This is a genomic window from Halomonas beimenensis (assembly GCF_002549795.1).
GTDB lineage: Bacteria > Pseudomonadota > Gammaproteobacteria > Pseudomonadales > Halomonadaceae > Halomonas > Halomonas beimenensis.
In genome coordinates this window covers 2,553,253-2,569,724 of sequence record NZ_CP021435.1, presented here as the reverse complement: position 1 = coordinate 2,569,724, position 16,472 = coordinate 2,553,253, and the positions used below count along the sequence as shown (strand labels likewise).

Below are 16,472 nucleotides of genomic sequence, written 5' to 3'. Positions count from 1 at the left end.
GTAGACCACAAAAGGAGAGCCCCATGGCAGCCAGCGAAGGCTATCACGAGCCGGTGGAGGAGCTCAGCGCCGAGACCCGGGATTATCATCGCGCCATCGTCTCCTTGATGGAGGAGCTCGAGGCGGTGGACTGGTACAACCAGCGGGTCGACGCCTGTCGGGACGACGCCCTGCGGGCGGTGCTGGCCCACAACCGGGACGAGGAGAAGGAACATGCGGCCATGACCCTGGAGTGGCTGCGTCGGCGTGACCCGGCCCTGGACAAGTACCTGCGGGCCTTCCTCTTCACCGAGGGCGATATCGCCCACTGACCCCGCCCCGGCGGGGTTCGTCGTCCTGGGGTGGCTGCGCTATACTCGCGCCCCGATTCGTCAGCCGCCGCCCCAGGAGAGCCCATGTATTCCCTCGCCCGATCCCTGCTGTTCCGCCTCGATGCCGAGAAGGCGCATGGCCTGGCGCTCTCCGCCCTGGACCTCGCCCACCGCCTCGGCATGGGCCGGGCACTGGGCTCCCGGGTCGAGGATCCGGTGGAGCTGATGGGGCTGCGGTTTCCCAATCGGGTCGGGCTCGCGGCGGGGCTCGACAAGAACGCGGACCATCTCGATGCGCTGGGGGCGCTGGGGTTCGGCTTCGTGGAGGTCGGCACCGTGACGCCCAGGCCCCAGGACGGCAATCCCCGGCCGCGCCTGTTCCGCCTTCCCGAGGCGGGCGCCATCATCAATCGCATGGGCTTCAACAATGCCGGCGTGGACCACCTGGTCGCGAACGTCCGCGCCAGCCGCTACGACGGCGTGATCGGCATCAACATCGGCAAGAACCTGACCACCCCGGTGGAGCGGGCGGTGGACGACTATCTACTCTGTCTGCGCAAGGTGCATGCCCACGCCCACTACGTCACCGTGAACATCTCCTCGCCGAACACGCCGGGACTGCGTAACCTGCAGTTCGGGGAGCACCTGGATCAACTGCTGGGCGCCTTGCGCGAGCAAGCCGACCGCCTCGACCGCGACGCCGGCCGGCGCGTGCCCCTGGCGGTGAAGATCGCCCCGGACATGAAGGCCGACGAGGTCGCCCTGGTCGCCCGCAGCCTCGAGGCCACCGGCATCGACGCGGTGATCGCCACCAACACCACCGTGTCCCGCGAGGCGGTCGAGGGCCTGCCCCATGCCGACGAACAGGGCGGCTTGTCCGGTCGGCCGGTGTTCGAGGCCTCCAATGCCGTGATCCGCGAGCTGCGCCGCCGGCTGCCCGACCTGCCGATCATCGGCGTGGGCGGAATCGACAGCGGCGAGGCGGCAGTGGTCAAGCGCGAGGCAGGGGCGGACCTGGTACAGCTGTATTCCGGCTTCATCTACCGTGGGCCGGGGCTGGTGGGGGAGTGTGCCCGGGCCCTCAAGGCACACGGGCACTAAAAAGCCCATGGGGTCGCCATGGGCTTGAGGATTCGTCGGGGACGATGGGGTGGAATACCCGCCCGTGGGTCAGACCACCATGGGGTTCTTGTGGATGCCGGAGACCCCTGTCATGCCGGCCCATTGATCTCCACGACCTTCACGCCAACCGCTCATCCAGTATTCGCGTAGGTTGATGTCTTGGCTGGGACAGTCGTCACGGGAACGACCTGAGAGACCCGCCTTGTACCCATGGACATAGGCACGCTGGAAGCGATCACGTTTCTGTCGTTTCATTGGACTACCTCTTGCTAAAGGTACCATTGGAATACGACGCACAAGGGCGCCGAACCCGTGTATGGGGATCCTGAAAGACGTGCGACAGCAGGTTCGCACTGGACAGGAAGAATTTCCCCTTGACAGGAACGCATGCGTTGTCAGGTAGCTACCACCTAATTCATAGCGCAACCTGGTCGATGCTGTCGACAGGTGATTTGTAACAAGGCGTACACACTCCCGTCCTCCCCGGACGACGGGACAGGCGCCATCCCGATGGACGAGCCATGACCGAAAGACAAGCCCCTGATTCACAGGCGTTTCTCGCGACCTGTCCCAAGGGCCTCGAGCTGCTGCTGGCCGAGGAGCTGGCAGCGCTCGGGGCCGAACCGGGCAAGACCACGCCGGCGGGCGTCCACTTCCGCGCCGACCTCGAGGCCGCCTACCGGGTCTGCCTGTGGTCGCGCCTGGCCAATCGGGTCATCCTCTGCCTGCTTCGGGAGGAGGGCATCGAGACGCCCGACCGGCTGAGGGCCGTCGTCGCCGGGGTGGACTGGCGCGAGCATCTGGCTCCCGGGTCGACCCTGGCGGTGGACTTTCATGGTCGAGCGAGAGACATCCGCCATACCCGTTTCGGCGCCCAGACCGTCAAGGATGGGGTGGTGGATCGGCTCCAGGCCGAGGGGCGGGCGCGACCCAGTGTCGACACCCGACGACCGGACCTGCGCCTCTATGCCCAGTTGCATCGGGGGCGCCTGATCCTCGGCGTGGACTTCGCCGGCGACAGCCTGCACCGTCGCGGCTACCGTCGCGACGTGGGCCACGCCCCCCTGAAGGAGAATCTCGCCGCGGCCCTGCTGGTGCGGGCCGGCTGGCCCGAGCTGGCCCGCCAGGGGGCCCCGCTGGTGGACCCCCTCTGCGGGGCGGGGACGCTGCTGATCGAGGCGGCGATGATGGCCGCCGACATGGCACCCAACCTGCATCGCGAGCGTTTCGGCTTCCATGGCTGGGCGGGCCATGACGAGCGGCGCTGGCGGGAGCTCAGGCGCGAGGCCGAGGCGCGGGCGAGCATCGGCCGCAAGCGCTGCCGCTCGCGGCTGTTCGGTTTCGACCAGAGCCCCCCGGCGTTGTCGGCCGCCAAGGCCAATGCCATGCGGGCGGGGATCCCGGCGCTGATCGACTTCCGGGGCGAGGCGCTGGGTGGCCTGACCCGGCCAGAGGCACTCGCTGCCGAGGACAAGGGGCTGGTGATCACCAATCCGCCCTACGGCGAACGGCTCGGCGAGCTGCCCGAACTGGTGGAGCTCTATGCCACCCTCGGGGAGCGGGTCCGGGCGGCCTTCCCGGGCTGGCGGCTGGCGCTGTTCACCGCCAACCCCGATCTCGGCCACCGTACCGGGCTGCGGGCTCACAAGCAGTATTCGCTGAAGAACGGTCCCCTGGATGCCCGGCTGTTGCTGATGGAGGTCCCGGCGGAAGCGGGCGGCGAGGCGACGGGGGCCGCGAGGCCCGCACCGCGCTCCGAGGGCGCGCAGATGTTCGCCAATCGCCTGGAGAAGAACCGCAGGCGCCTGAAGAAGTGGCTCAAGCGCTCGGGGGAAACCTGCTATCGCCTGTATGACGCCGACATGCCGGAATACGCCCTGGCCATCGATGTCTACGGCGCGCATGTGCACGTCCAGGAATACGCGCCGCCGAAGTCCGTGGACCCCGCCCAGGCCCAGAAGCGCCTCTTCGATGCCCTGGCGGTGATCCCCGAGGTGCTGGACGTCGATCCGGCCCGGGTGGTGGTCAAGCGACGCGAGCGCCAGAGCGGCCGGGCCCAGTACCAGAAGCAGGCCGCCAGCGGCGAGCGCTTCGAGGTCCGCGAGGGTCGGGCGCGGCTGTGGGTCAACCTCCGCGACTACCTGGACACCGGTCTCTTCCTCGATCATCGGCCGGTGCGCCGGCTGCTCGCCGGGATGGCGCCGGGCAAGCGCTTCCTCAACCTCTTCTGCTATACCGGCACGGCCACCGTTCAGGCGGCGCTGGGCACCGAGCGCGACGGCGGCGCCGTCGACAGCGTCAGCGTCGATCTCTCCAACACCTACCTGGACTGGGCGCGGGACAACTTCGCGCTGAACCGGCTGGATCCCTCACGACACCGGGTGGTGCGGGACGACTGCTTCCACTGGCTGGAGACCGCCGGCGGGCGGTTCGACCTGATCTTCCTGGATCCGCCGACCTTCTCCAACTCGAAGAAGATGGCCGAGACCCTGGACGTGCAGCGCGACCACGGCCGGCTGGTGCGCCTGGCCATGGCCCGGCTGGCCCCGGGCGGGACCCTGGTGTTCTCCAACAACCAGCGCCGCTTCACCCTGGACGCCGACCTGGCCGAGGCCTATGCGGTGGAAGACATCTCGGCGAAGACCTTCGACCCGGATTTTCAGAGGCGTCCGGACCTGCACCATTGCTTTCTGATCCGCCACCGGGAGGATGCATGATTCGTCTAACCCTCTACACGACCCTGGGCTGCCATCTCTGCGAGGCCTTGGAGGCCTGGTTGGGGCGGCTGGCCGGCGTCGAGGTGCAGCTGATCCGGGTCGAGATCAGCGAGGACGAGGCGCTGATGACACGCTACGGGACGCGTATCCCGGTGCTGGCCGACGCGGCGGGGGAGGAGCTGGATCGTGGCTTCGAGCCCGAGCGGCTCGCGGCCTGGCTGGCGGCACGGGGCTGGCTGGACGAGGCGGCCTGGCGGGCCGCCCGGGGAGGTGAGGCCCAGCGGCCGGAACCCCGGGGGGCCGAGGTGCGCGGCGGGCGGCGCTACCTTTCCCCTGCGGGGAAAGCCTAGGCAGCAAGCCGTAGGCCGGATAAGCCGAAGGCGCATCCGGCATGGTTTGTCGGGTGCGCTCGCAGGCTCGCTTACCCAATGGGATGGACTCCTCCTCACCCTACAACGGCGTCTGTGCGCCAGGATGGTAGGTGAAAACCGCCACCATCATGAGCGGAGGAGGAGCCCAGATGAACATTAGCCGGGTTGGTGTCGATATCGCAAAGTCCGTCTTCCACGTGCATGGCGTGGACCGCCATCACCAGGTCCAGTGGCGCGGCCAGTACTCGCGCGGCAAGTGGCTGGAGGCCCTGGTCCGGCGGGCCCCCGCCGGGGCCGAGATCGGCATGGAAGCCTGTGCGTCCTCTCACTACTGGGCCCGGGTGCTGCAGGCACGCGGCTATCGGGTCAGGCTGATCGCCGCCCAGTTCGTGAAGCCCTACGTGAAGAGCCAGAAGAACGACCGCGCGGATGCCGAGGCGATCTGCGAGGCCATGAGCCGTCCCCATATGCGTTTCGTGGCGGTCAAGACCGTCGCCCAGCAGGATACCCAGGCCGCCCACCGCATCCGCGAGGCACTGGTCGGCCAGCGCACGGCCAAGGCCAACCAGATTCGCGGCCTGGTCGGGGAATACGGCCTGGTCGCACCCAGGGGCATCGCCCCACTGCGCCGTGCCCTGCCATGCTGGCTGGAGGACGCCGAGAACGGTCTCAGCGACGACTTCCGGGTGCTGCTGGCCGGGTTGGCCGAGGACCTGCGCTATCTCGATGCGCGAATCACGCAACTGACCCAGACGATCGAGCGTCACGCCCGGCAGGATCCGGTGGCCAAGCGGCTCCTGGCCCTGCACGGGGTGGGGCCGATCACCGCCAGCGCCCTGGCCGGGGCGCTCGGGGACGGCCAGGCCTTCGCGCGCGGTCGCGAGTTCGCGGCGTCCCTGGGGCTGACGCCCCGCCAGCACAGTACGGGCGGACGACCGCGCTTGCTGGGCATCAGCAAGCGCGGGGATCGCTACCTGCGCACGCTGCTGGTGCAGGGCTCGCGGGCGGTTCTGCGCCATGTCACGGCCCGGGAGGATGGGCTGAGTCGATGGCTGCAGGCGCTGACGGCGCGCCGCCCGGACAATGTGGCGGTGATCGCGCTGGCCAACAAGACGGCGCGTCTGGCCTGGGCCATCACGCGCCATAAGGTGGCCTACGACCCCGCCCTGGCGGCACGTCCTCAGGCGTGCGCCGGCTAGGAGCGGCGGCCGTTACCAGAAGGGCGGCCCCATGAGGGGCGCCCGTCCACGGTAGCCGAGCACGAGGTGAGATGGCGAACAGGTCGGACCGACGTCGGACCACCCCATGTAGGTCGGAGAGCCCAAGAGCTCGTTTATCCGATAGGGAGCCGACGTGCGGAACCCCCATCAGGGTCCGATGCCCATGACCGAGGCATCCTTGAAGAGACCGAATATACGTGAGCAGTCGTACCTATCCGCCTTTCCACAACGTGCTGGCAATCGAGGAGGAGTCCATAGTGCGCCAGGCGAAGCCTGGTCGTCCGGGAAGTCGCGCGAACATGCGACAGAAAGGACGAATTGAAACCCAGTGGGTGAAAGTCCCACTCGGCCAAGGGTAGCCACCAGCCGGTAGCGAGTGTTGCGTGGTGCCGGGTAACCGTCACTGCGAAGCGTACACAGCGAGTGGATAGGCCGCGTGATTGAGCATCGAAATCCTCGGATCACGGTCGCCGACAGCGTTATGGATCTGGAAGGCAATACGAACCCGTTGTACTGGCTTGGCGGGAGAGGGCCGTCGGTGTCATAGAGCAGGGCATGTCCACACAGGGGTTTCCCAGGAACCTGGGAGGCCCGCCTTTCTCCCCCGAAAGGTGAAAGCTCAGGTGTCGGAGCCACCTGTCCCGAAAGCTCCCGGTCCGGTGCTGTCGTGCCTGGCGGTATCGGAAGCAAATCACGGGCACTCAAGGGGGTACGGCCGGGCGACCACAAGGAGCCAGCCGGACGGAAAGGCGGGAGTCGCTCATACTACCGATGAAGGCGGGGAACCGGCTCGACGGGACCCGCTGGAGGGAAGGGGCGACCAATCATCAGAACCGCGAGAGGGAAACATGGCAGGTGCACAGGAACCTGTGTCCATGTACACGTCACAATTGCGGATAGCAGCGCTGGCAGAGCGCTTCCCGCAGCGTGCCTTCACGTCACTGGCGCACCACATCGATGCCCAGTGGCTGAAGACGGCCACCCTGATGACGCGCCGTGACGGCGCCGTCGGGATTGATGGTCAGACGGCGGACGACTTCGTGCGCAACTTCGAGGCCAATATCCAGCGTCTGCTGGAGGCGGCCAAGAGCGGTTGCTATCGAGCCCCGCCGGTGCGGCGTGTCCACATCCCCAAGGGAGATGGGCGCGCCACACGGCCGATCGGCATTCCCACCTTCGAGGATAAGGTCCTGCAGCGCGCCGTGGTGGCCCTGCTGGAGCCGCTCTATGAGCACGACTTTCTTGGCTGCTCATACGGCTTCCGACCGGGGCGCTCGGCGCATCAGGCGATCAAGACGGTATGGGATAGCCTGTCGTCGATGGGAGGTGGCTGGGTCATCGACCTGGACATCCAAGCCTTCTTCGACACGATCGATCATCAGCACCTGCGCGCGCTTTTGCAGCAACGAGTGAAGGACGGTGTCATCCTCCGCCTGATCGGCAAGTGGCTCAAGGCCGGGGTACTGGAGGCCGGGCAGTGGCAGAAAGGTGAGATAGGCAGCCCGCAAGGGGGGGTGATTTCTCCATTGTTGGCTAATGTCTATCTCCACTACGTGCTGGACGAGTGGTTTGAAAATGAGGTCAAACCACGCCTGCGAGGACGGGCGTCCTCGGTGCGTTTCGCCGATGATGTCGTGCTGGCCTTCAGCAACGAAGCCGATGCCCGCAAGGTGCTGGAGGTGCTTCCCAAGCGCTTCGCGCGCTTTGGCCTCACCCTGCACCCGACCAAGACCCGCCTGGTGCGGTTCCGACCGCACCGCGAGCAACGTGCCGAGACCTTCGACTTTCTGGGCTTTACCCACTACTGGGGCAAGTCCCGGCGCGGTCGCTGGATCATCAAGCAGAAAACGGCCAAGGATCGGTTCAAGCGCGGGCTGAAGCGAATTTCGCTGTGGTGCCGAGCCAACCGTCACCTGCCCCTACGAGACCAGCACCGTCAACTCTGTCGAAAGGTCACCGGGCATTACGCGTATTACGGGATAACCAACAACATGGAGGCCCTGCAGCGCTTCCTGCACATGGTTCGGGGTATCTGGATCAAGTGGCTCAGGCGGCGATCACAGAAGGCAGGGTTCTCATGGGACAAGGCAGCTCAACTGCTGTCGATACTTCCGTTACCACGTGCCAGGATTGTCCACCGCTTGTCCTTTCAGCGAACCTGATGGTTGAAGAGCCGGATGCGTCAATCGCGCACGTCCGGCTCTGTGGGGGGCCGGGTCGAGCAATCGCCCGGTCTACCCGACTACGACCTACGGCGTATCCAGCAGCGACAGCTGGCTGACCGCATCACGCCCCTCGGGGCTGTGGTCGTCGGCCTCGAGGACCTTGCGGAAGCCGCGCGAGGCCTGGATGGTCGCCTCGTCCTCGAGCCACATCATGGCCTGGGCATGGTCGTCGGCGAGCCGGTGCTTGAGGCCGCCGAACTGGGTGCCGATCTGCCCCCAGGCGCGGCTGAAGATCCAGTCGCCGAACATGTCCTGATGGACATGTACCAGCACATAGTCATGGTCGGTTTCCCAGCGAACGATCACGGCGGCTCCCGGTGTCGGCGGCGGCGCGAAGGCGCGCCGCTCATGTAACATGGGCCGGTATTGTAAGGGCTTGCGTCCCGCGGACAAGCCCGGAGGCCACCGGGAGGAGGAGTGCATGAGAATCGTCGTCGACGCCAACGTGCCGGCGGCCATGGAGTGCTTCGCGCCATTGGGCGAGGTGATCCGGGTGCCCGGACGTGAAATCGATGCGGCCACGGTGCGCGAGGCCGATGCGCTGGTGGTGCGTTCCATCACCCGGGTCGACGAGGCCCTGGTGGCCGGCTCGCGACTGCGTTTCGTCGGCACCTGCACCATCGGCACCGATCACGTCGACCGCGACGCCCTGGGGACCCGGGGCATCGGCTTCGCCAGCGCCCCGGGGTGCAATGCCGAGGCGGTGGTGGACTACGTGCTGGTCAGCCTGGCGACCCTGGCCGAACGCCAGGGGTTTCGCCTCGCCGAGCGGCGGATCGGGGTGGTGGGGGCCGGCAACGTGGGAGGGCGCCTGCTGGCACGGCTGGAGGCGTTGGGTATCGAGACCCTGGCCTGCGACCCGCCCCGGGCCGAGGCGGAGGGCGCGGAGGGCTTCGTCGAGCTGGATGCCCTGATCGAGGCCTGTGACGTGATCTGCCTGCACACCCCCCTGGTGCGGGAGGGGCCCCATGCCACCCATCACCTGCTGGACGCCCGGCGCATCGACGAACTCGTGCCGGGCACGGTGGTGCTCAACGCCGGCCGGGGCGACTGCCTTGACGGCCAGGCGCTGCGGGACCGCCTCTCCGGGCGAGGCGACATCTCGGCGGTACTCGACGTCTGGGAAGGCGAGCCCGCCATCGATGCCGCGCTGCGCGACCTGGCCGAGTTGGCCACCCCCCATATCGCCGGTTACAGCCTTGACGGCAAGCTGCGCGGGACCCATGCCATCTACCGGGCGTTGGCCCATCGGCTGGGGCTGCCGGTGCGACTGTCCCTGGAAGACCTCGCCCCGGCGCCGCCCCTGCCGTCGCTGAGCCTGGATGGCGGCTTGACGCTGGAGGAGGCCCTGCGCCTTTGCATGCGGGCCGTCTACGACGTGCGCCGCGACCACGACGCCCTGTGGCTCCACTCCCGGCGCCAGGGGCTGGCCGCGGGGTTCGATGCCTGCCGCGCCCAATACCCCCTTCGGCGGGAGTTCTCGACGCTGACGGTCGACCTGCGGCCGGATGCCGAGTCCCTGGCCGAGCCGCTCGCCGCCGCCGGCTTCCGGGTAGGGAGTGAGCTACAAGCGCCGAGCGCCGGGCGCCCAGCTGTCCGGTGACGGGCGGCGGGTGACGAGACAGAAACGCGAAACCCCATCGGGCATACACCTGATGGGGTTTCTTGCGACTTGTCACTTGATCCTGGTGGCCGCTTGGCCGCTTGGCCGCTTGGCCGCTTGGCCGCTTGGCCGCTTACTGCCGGTACGCCGCTTCCTTGAGGGCGCGGATCCGCTCGTCCAGCGGCGGGTGGCTGGCGAATACCTTCTCCATCAGCTTGCGGGTCTGGCCGGTGGTGATGGCGAAGGCGCGGAAGGTGTCCGGCATCTGGTCGGGCATCTGGGTCTCGGCCTTCAGCCGGGCCAGGGCGTTGATCATGGCCCCGCTGCCGGCGAGCCTGGCGCCCGCCGCATCGGCCCGGTACTCGCGGAAGCGAGAGAACCAGGCGACGATGGCCGAGGCGATCAGGCCGAACACGATCTCGGCGACCACCACCACCGCCATGTAGCCGAAGAAGCCCAGCCCCTCGCTGTCGTCCCGGCGCAGGAAGCTGTCCACCAGGTGGGCGACCACCCGGGCGAAGAACATCACGAAGGTGTTGAGCACCCCCTGGACCAGCGCCAGGGTGACCATGTCGCCATTGGCCACGTGGCCGATCTCGTGGGCCAGCACGGCGCGGATCTCTTCCGGGCGCATGCGGTTGAGCAGCCCGGCGGAGACCGCCACCAGGGCGTCGTTCTTGTTCCAGCCGGTGGCGAAGGCATTGGACTGCTGGGCCGGGAAGATCCCCACCTCGGGCGTCTCGATGCCGGCGTCCCGCGAGAGTTCGCGCACGGTGTCGAGCAGCCACTGCTCGGTGCTGTTGGAGGGCTGCTCGATGATCACCGCGCCGGTGGTCTTCTTGGCCATCCACTTGGAGATGAACAGCGACACCAGGGAGCCGGCCATGCCGAAGATGAAGCAGAAGATCAGCAGGGCATTGAAGTTGATGCCCTGGGCGGTGAGGTAGGGTTCCACGCCCAGCAGGCGCAGGGTGATGCTGGCCACCACGATTACCGCCAGGTTGGTGGCCAGGAACAGCAGGATTCTCATCATTGCCGGAACTCTCCCGTCAGGGTTGTCACGCTGGCGCCGCGCCGGGGGGGCGCGGCGAGTAGAAGCAGATGCCTAGATACGGGCTTTGATCGCGGGTTTCAAGCCTGTCGGCAATTATTGGCGGTAGCGCGACAGGAAGCGCGCGAAACGATCCAGGGCGTCCTCGAGTTGGTCGGCCCAGGGGAGGGTGACGATGCGCACATGGTCCGGGTCGGGCCAGTTGAAGGCGGTACCCTGCACCAGCAGGATCTTCTCCTGCAGCAGCAGGTCCAGTACCAGCTGCTGGTCGTCCTGGATGTTGAACACCTTGGGGTCCAGCCGCGGGAAGGCATAGAGTGCCCCCTTGGGCTTGGTGCAGGACACGCCGGGGATGGCGTTGAGCTTGTCGTAGGTGATGTTGCGCTGGGCCAGCAGCCGGCCGCCGGGCAGGATCAGGTCGTTGATCGACTGGTAGCCGCCGAGCGCCGTCTGGATGGCATGCTGGGCGGGGACGTTGGCACACAGGCGCATCGAGGCCAGCATGGTGATGCCCTGGATGAAGTCCTCGGCTCGCTGCTTGGCGATATTGCCCGACAGCGTCATCCAACCGCTGCGAAAGCCGGCGCAGCGGTAGCTCTTGGACAGCCCGTTCATGGTCACCACCAACTGGTCGTCGGCGGCGAGGGCCCCGGTGGCTACGTGCTCGGTGCCGTCGTAGAGGATCTTGTCGTAGATCTCGTCGGAGAACACCACCAGGTCGTGCTCGTGGGCGATCTCGAGCAGCTCGCGGACCACCTCCGGCGGATAGACGGCGCCGGTGGGGTTGTTGGGATTGATGATGACGATGGCCCGGGTATGGGCGGTGACCTTCTCGCGGATGTCGGCCATGTCCGGGGCCCAGTCGGCCTGCTCGTCGCACCGGTAGTGCACGGCGCGCCCGCCGGAAAGATTGGCGGCGGCGGTCCACAGCGGGTAGTCCGGCGCCGGGATCAGCACCTCGTCGCCGTCGTTGAGCAGGGCCTGCATGGCCATGACGATCAGCTCGGAGACGCCGTTGCCGATGTAGATGTCCTCGATGCCGACCCCGGGAATCCCCTTGCGCTGGCACTCCTGCATGATCGCCTTGCGGGCCGAGTAGAGGCCCTTGGAATCGCAATAGCCCTGGGCGGTGGGGAGGTTGCGCATCACGTCCTGGAGGATCTCCTCCGGCGCCTCGAAGCCGAAGGGGGCGGGGTTGCCGATATTCAGCTTGAGGATGCGCTGGCCTTCCTCTTCCAGGCGCTTGGCGTGGTCGAGCACCGGGCCGCGGATGTCGTAGCAGACGTTGTCGAGCTTGTGCGATTTCCTGAGCGGGGCTGTATCCATGAGGTCGTTCCAGTGGTGTCCAGGTGCCGCGGGGGGCGGCGGGTGTCATCGTCGCGGGTCAGGAGGCCGGGGCGTCCTGGTCCTCGCCGGTCGTCTCGGTCTCGGGCTCGACCGGGATATCGGCCGGCGTCTCCAGGGTGAGGCGGCCGAGCTTGCCGTCGCGCAGCTCGTGGAGCAGTACCTCGGCGCCGCGATGCAGGTCCACCTCGCCTCCCGGGCGCAGGCCGCCGCGCTTGGCCGCGATGGCGGCCAGGATGGCATGGCCGTCGAAGCCGGCCAGGGCCAGCAGGTCCGGCCGGGCATCGCCGTCGGCGTCGACCCGGTCGGCCGCGGGATTGGCTTGGTAGGCGGGCAGCTCCTTGAGCTTGTAGCGGGCGGCGAGCGCCTCCGGGTAGCGGCGTGCCAGTTCGGCGGCGGTGACCACGGCCACGTCGACGTAATCGATGGCGGTGTCGCGGATGGCGCCGCTGGCGGCCAGCCGGTAGGCGCTGGCCTGGTCCTCGATCTTCGGCCACAGCACCCCAGGCGTGTCGATCAGCGCGACCTGGCCGGCGATGCGAACCTTCTGCTGGCGCTTGGTGACCGCCGGCTCGTTGCCGGTCTTGGCGATGGTACGCCCGGCCAGGCCGTTGATCAGGGTCGACTTGCCCACGTTGGGGATGCCCATCACCATGACGCGCACGTCGCGGTCGGCCCGGACCTGGCCGGCCAGCTCGTGGCACAGCTTGGGGATGCGCTTGAGCTCCCGGGCGTTGGTCGTGGTCACGGGCAGGGCCCGGGTGTCGGCCTTGGCGTCGAAGTGGGCGGTCCACTCCTTGGTGCGCGCCGGGTCGGCCAGGTCGGCCCGGGAGAGGATCTTGAGCACCGGCTTGTGGCGCGTCAGCTTCGCCAGCATGGGGTTGGCGCTGGAGTAGGGCAGACGGGCGTCGAGGACCTCGATCACCACGTCGATCTCCGGCAGCGCCTCGAGGATCTGGCGGCGCGCCTTGTTCATGTGTCCCGGGTACCAGCCGAGCATCGAGCCTCTCCTGCTTGCCATACGAAACGGCCGACCATCATAGCAGATGGTCGGCCGTCCAAGGGCGGGGGAGGCGCCTATTCGCCGGGATGGAAGTCCAGGGCCACCGAGTTGATGCAGTAGCGCTGGCCGGTGGTTTCCGGTGGGCCGTCGGGGAAGACGTGGCCCAGGTGCGCGTTGCAGCGGGCGCAGATGACTTCGGTGCGTTCCATGCCATGGCTGCTGTCGGGCTGCTGTTCCACGCAGCCGGAGGCCAGCGGCCGGTCGAAGCTCGGCCAGCCGCAGCCGGCATCGAACTTGTGCTCGTTCTCGAAAAGCGGTGCGTGGCAGCACACGCAGTGGTAGATGCCGTGCTCGTCGGTGACCCGGTAGTCCCCGGAGAAGGGGCGTTCGGTACCTTTCTCGCGGGTCACGTGAAACTGTTCCGGCGTGAGCTGTGCACGCCATTCGGCATCGCTCTTCTCGATCTTCTTTCGCATGGCCTTCCTCCTCGTCACGATGGCGCCTGCTCCTCATTGTGACATCCGGGGGATGCGATTTTTCCAGTCGGTTCACCAACGCTGTGGTCTCGCAGGCACGGTGACGGAAGCGGCTTGACACCTCCCAAGTCCCTGAGTAATATACGCGCCATCTCGACGAGGCGAGACGCAGCGTCCCATTCGTCTAGTGGTCTAGGACACCGCCCTTTCACGGCGGTAACAGGGGTTCGAACCCCCTATGGGACGCCACTCCTCTCGACGAGATGCCGGAGATGCGGGAATAGCTCAGTGGTAGAGCATCGCCTTGCCAAGGCGAGGGTCGCGAGTTCGAATCTCGTTTCCCGCTCCAATCTTCCTTCGGGTAGGTTGGGTACGAGTAGGGCCTGCGAGGGTCGCGAGCCGGTACGCCGGTCCGATCGAATCTCGTTTCCCGCTCCAATCACCATCTGGTGATGATGCGTCCCATTCGTCTAGTGGTCTAGGACACCGCCCTTTCACGGCGGTAACAGGGGTTCGAACCCCCTATGGGACGCCACTTCCGGTGTTCGACAATGCGAGACCTGCGGGAATAGCTCAGTGGTAGAGCATCGCCTTGCCAAGGCGAGGGTCGCGAGTTCGAATCTCGTTTCCCGCTCCAACCTTCCTTTGGGTAGGCTGGTTAGGAGGCCAAGGGCCTGCGAGGGTCGCGAGCCGGTACGCCGGTCCGATCGAATCTCGTTTCCCGCTCCAACCTTCCTTTGGGTAGGCTGGTTAGGAGCCAAGGGCCTGCGAGGGTCGTGAGCCGGTACGCCGGTCCGATCGAATCTCGTTTCCCGCTCCAATCACCATTTGGTGATGATGCGTCCCATTCGTCTAGTGGCCTAGGACACCGCCCTTTCACGGCGGTAACAGGGGTTCGAACCCCCTATGGGACGCCACTTCGCATCGTCCTCCCTCCTGTCGAGCGGGAATAGCTCAGTGGTAGAGCATCGCCTTGCCAAGGCGAGGGTCGCGAGTTCGAATCTCGTTTCCCGCTCCATTCAATCTGTGAGCCTTTTCGAGCAGGCCAAGGCTCGGGCCGCGAGCCGGAACGCCGGCCCAGCGGAAGGCCGCCCGTCGATCCATTTCCCGCTATCATCCTGATACTTCTCCATAGGGGGAGGAGCCCGCGTGGGAGCGCTCTTCAGAGCGCGATGGCCCAAGCCGACACGACTCCTGCCTTCCGCCCGGGCGGCAGTGGCGACTCCCTGCGGCAGCACCCGAACTTGAAGCGATGACGCTCCGCCCCCATATAGTGGGGCTTCGACGACATTCACCCCTTTGCACAGGATCGCACATGGCCGAACCGGCGCTGTCCATTCGTGGCCTGACCAAGGTCTACGGCAATGGCTTCCACGCCCTCAAGGGCATCGACCTCGACGTTCCCCAGGGGGACTTCTTCGCCCTGCTGGGGCCCAATGGGGCGGGGAAATCCACCACCCTGGGGGTGGTCTGCTCCCTGGTGCAGAAGACCGCCGGCAAGGTCTCGATCTTCGGCATCGATATCGACACCGATTTCGCCCGGGCCAAGTACCATCTCGGCGTGGTGCCCCAGGAGTTCAACTTCAATCAGTTCGAGAAGGTCCTCGACATCGTCATGGCCCAGGCGGGCTACTACGGCATGTCACGCCGCGAGGCGCTGCCCCGCGCCGAGCAGCTGCTGCGCGACCTGGGGTTGTGGGACAAGCGCGACGGCAGTGCCAGGATGCTGTCCGGCGGCATGAAGCGCCGGCTGATGATCGCCCGGGCCCTGATCCACCGACCGAAACTGCTGATCCTCGACGAGCCCACCGCCGGGGTGGACATCGAGCTGCGCCGCAGCATGTGGGACTACATGCGCCGCATCAACGAGGAGGAGGGCACCACCATCATCCTGACCACCCACTACCTGGAAGAGGCGGAGAGCCTGTGCCGCCACGTGGGCATCATCAACCACGGCGAGATCATCCGGAACACCAGCGTGCGTGAGCTGCTCGCCGAGCTGGACACCGAGACCTTCCTGCTGGACCTGGCGCACCCCGTGGAGAGTGCGCCCCGTGTCGAGGGCTTCCAGGTGAAGAAGGTGGACGATGCCCAGCTGTCGGTCATGGTGCATCGCGGGCAGCGGCTCAACGCCGTCTTCGAGGCCCTGGGGGAGCAGGGCATCGAGGTGATGTCGATGCGCAATCGTGCCAACCGGCTGGAGGAGATGTTCGTTTCCATGGTAGAAGGCGGCCAGAACACGGAGGTTCGTGCATGAATCCGCAGCAGATCGCCATCGCCCTGTGGACCCTCGTGGTCAAGGAGATCAAGCGCTTCACGCGGATCTGGCCCCAGACCCTGCTGCCGCCGTCGATCACCATGACGATGTACTTCATCATCTTCGGCAACCTGATCGGCTCGCGCATCGGCCAGATGGACGGCTACAGCTACATGGACTTCATCGTCCCCGGGCTGATCATGATGTCGGTGATCACCAACAGCTACTCCAACGTGGCGTCCTCGTTCTTCTCCAACAAGTTCCAGCGCAGCATCGAGGAGATGATGGTCTCGCCGATGCCCAACTGGGTGATCCTAGCTGGCTTCATCCTGGGGGGCATGGCCCGCGGGCTCGGGGTCGGCGTGATCGTGACCCTCGTCTCGTTGTTCTTCACCCGGCTCGAGGTGGCGCATCCGCTGCTCACCCTCGGGGTGGTCATCCTGACCTCGGCGCTGTTCGCCATCGGCGGCTTCATCAACGCCCTGCTGGGCAAGAAGTTCGACGACATCTCCATCGTGCCGACCTTCGTGCTCACGCCGCTGACCTACCTGGGTGGGGTCTTCTACTCGATCTCGCTGCTGCCGGCCTTCTGGCAGGGCGCCTCGATGCTCAACCCTATCCTGTACATGGTCAACGTCTTCCGCTACGGCTTCCTGGGCGTCTCCGACATCCCGGTGGGCTGGGCGTTGGCCGCCATCCTTGGGTTCATCGTGGTACTCTTCAGCATCGCCCTGTGGATGCTCGAGAACGGCAAGGGCATCAGGAGCTAAGC

General features: G+C 66.7%; 15 protein-coding genes and 6 tRNA genes. 15 read left to right on the top strand and 6 right to left on the bottom strand.

The window, feature by feature from the left end; all coding sequences use genetic code 11:
* The first annotated feature begins 23 nt into the window (after positions 1 to 23).
* Together BEI_RS12050 and BEI_RS12045 are read left to right on the top strand one after the other, a co-directional pair.
* Positions 24 to 311 (top strand): encapsulin-associated ferritin-like protein, encoded by a 288-nt coding sequence (locus tag BEI_RS12050; protein WP_097789746.1) that lies wholly within the window; start codon positions 24 to 26, stop codon positions 309 to 311.
* 84 nt (positions 312 to 395) lie between these two features.
* Positions 396 to 1,412, top strand: coding sequence for a quinone-dependent dihydroorotate dehydrogenase (locus tag BEI_RS12045; protein WP_097789745.1), 1,017 nt, complete (start codon positions 396 to 398; stop codon positions 1,410 to 1,412).
* Positions 1,413 to 1,481: 69 nt separating this feature from the next.
* On the opposite strand, the gene rmf is transcribed toward BEI_RS12045, so the two are convergent.
* On the bottom strand, positions 1,482 to 1,688 hold the full coding sequence (rmf, locus tag BEI_RS12040; RefSeq protein ID WP_097789744.1) for a ribosome modulation factor: 207 nt from the start codon (positions 1,686 to 1,688) through the stop codon (positions 1,482 to 1,484).
* Between the two features lie 266 nt (positions 1,689 to 1,954).
* Here rmf and rlmKL point away from each other — a divergent pair, with 266 nt between their 5' ends.
* From rlmKL to ltrA, 4 genes are all read left to right on the top strand, one after another.
* Positions 1,955 to 4,150, top strand: a complete 2,196-nt coding sequence (rlmKL, locus tag BEI_RS12035; RefSeq protein ID WP_097789743.1) for a bifunctional 23S rRNA (guanine(2069)-N(7))-methyltransferase RlmK/23S rRNA (guanine(2445)-N(2))-methyltransferase RlmL — start codon at positions 1,955 to 1,957, stop codon at positions 4,148 to 4,150.
* Positions 4,147 to 4,500 carry a glutaredoxin family protein gene (locus BEI_RS12030; protein ID WP_097789742.1) on the top strand — a complete coding sequence of 118 codons (354 nt, stop codon included), beginning with the start codon at positions 4,147 to 4,149 and terminating at the stop codon, positions 4,498 to 4,500. The genes rlmKL and BEI_RS12030 overlap by 4 nt, the downstream gene beginning before the upstream one ends.
* 170 nt (positions 4,501 to 4,670) lie before the next feature.
* Complete coding sequence (locus BEI_RS12025; RefSeq protein WP_097789741.1) at positions 4,671 to 5,720, top strand: IS110 family RNA-guided transposase; 1,050 nt, start codon at positions 4,671 to 4,673, stop codon at positions 5,718 to 5,720.
* A gap of 896 nt (positions 5,721 to 6,616) precedes the next feature.
* Entirely contained in the window at positions 6,617 to 7,903 is a 1,287-nt protein-coding gene (gene ltrA / locus BEI_RS12020; RefSeq protein WP_227644469.1) for a group II intron reverse transcriptase/maturase, read from the top strand.
* 87 nt (positions 7,904 to 7,990) lie between these two features.
* On the opposite strand, the gene BEI_RS12015 is transcribed toward ltrA, so the two are convergent.
* Positions 7,991 to 8,272 carry a hypothetical protein gene (locus BEI_RS12015; RefSeq protein ID WP_097789739.1) on the bottom strand — a complete coding sequence of 94 codons (282 nt, stop codon included), beginning with the start codon at positions 8,270 to 8,272 and terminating at the stop codon, positions 7,991 to 7,993.
* A 115-nt stretch (positions 8,273 to 8,387) separates the two neighbouring features.
* Here BEI_RS12015 and pdxB point away from each other — a divergent pair, with 115 nt between their 5' ends.
* Positions 8,388 to 9,569 carry a 4-phosphoerythronate dehydrogenase PdxB gene (gene pdxB, locus BEI_RS12010; protein ID WP_097789738.1) on the top strand — a complete coding sequence of 394 codons (1,182 nt, stop codon included), beginning with the start codon at positions 8,388 to 8,390 and terminating at the stop codon, positions 9,567 to 9,569.
* 133 nt (positions 9,570 to 9,702) lie between these two features.
* On the opposite strand, the gene htpX is transcribed toward pdxB, so the two are convergent.
* From htpX to msrB, 4 genes are all read right to left on the bottom strand, one after another.
* Positions 9,703 to 10,602, bottom strand: a complete 900-nt coding sequence (gene htpX, locus BEI_RS12005) for a protease HtpX (protein WP_097789737.1) — start codon at positions 10,600 to 10,602, stop codon at positions 9,703 to 9,705.
* Positions 10,603 to 10,716: 114 nt separating this feature from the next.
* Entirely contained in the window at positions 10,717 to 11,946 is a 1,230-nt protein-coding gene (locus BEI_RS12000; RefSeq protein WP_097789736.1) for a pyridoxal phosphate-dependent aminotransferase, read from the bottom strand.
* A gap of 58 nt (positions 11,947 to 12,004) precedes the next feature.
* On the bottom strand, positions 12,005 to 12,964 hold the full coding sequence (ylqF, locus tag BEI_RS11995; RefSeq protein ID WP_097789735.1) for a ribosome biogenesis GTPase YlqF: 960 nt from the start codon (positions 12,962 to 12,964) through the stop codon (positions 12,005 to 12,007).
* Between the two features lie 77 nt (positions 12,965 to 13,041).
* Positions 13,042 to 13,443, bottom strand: coding sequence for a peptide-methionine (R)-S-oxide reductase MsrB (gene msrB, locus BEI_RS11990; RefSeq protein WP_097789734.1), 402 nt, complete (start codon positions 13,441 to 13,443; stop codon positions 13,042 to 13,044).
* 173 nt (positions 13,444 to 13,616) lie between these two features.
* Between msrB and BEI_RS11985 the strand changes: the two genes are divergently transcribed.
* From BEI_RS11985 to BEI_RS11950, 8 genes are all read left to right on the top strand, one after another.
* Positions 13,617 to 13,692, top strand: a tRNA-Glu gene (locus BEI_RS11985).
* Positions 13,693 to 13,717: 25 nt separating this feature from the next.
* Positions 13,718 to 13,792, top strand: a tRNA-Gly gene (locus BEI_RS11980).
* A 110-nt stretch (positions 13,793 to 13,902) separates the two neighbouring features.
* A tRNA-Glu gene (locus tag BEI_RS11975) sits at positions 13,903 to 13,978 on the top strand.
* 27 nt (positions 13,979 to 14,005) lie between these two features.
* Positions 14,006 to 14,080, top strand: a tRNA-Gly gene (locus BEI_RS11970).
* A gap of 204 nt (positions 14,081 to 14,284) precedes the next feature.
* Positions 14,285 to 14,360 (top strand) — tRNA-Glu (locus BEI_RS11965).
* 26 nt (positions 14,361 to 14,386) lie between these two features.
* Positions 14,387 to 14,461 (top strand) — tRNA-Gly (locus BEI_RS11960).
* Between the two features lie 297 nt (positions 14,462 to 14,758).
* Complete coding sequence (locus BEI_RS11955) at positions 14,759 to 15,700, top strand: ABC transporter ATP-binding protein (RefSeq protein WP_097789733.1); 942 nt, start codon at positions 14,759 to 14,761, stop codon at positions 15,698 to 15,700.
* Positions 15,697 to 16,470 (top strand): ABC transporter permease, encoded by a 774-nt coding sequence (locus BEI_RS11950; RefSeq protein WP_097789732.1) that lies wholly within the window; start codon positions 15,697 to 15,699, stop codon positions 16,468 to 16,470. The genes BEI_RS11955 and BEI_RS11950 overlap by 4 nt, the downstream gene beginning before the upstream one ends.
* The last annotated feature ends 2 nt before the right edge of the window (positions 16,471 to 16,472 follow it).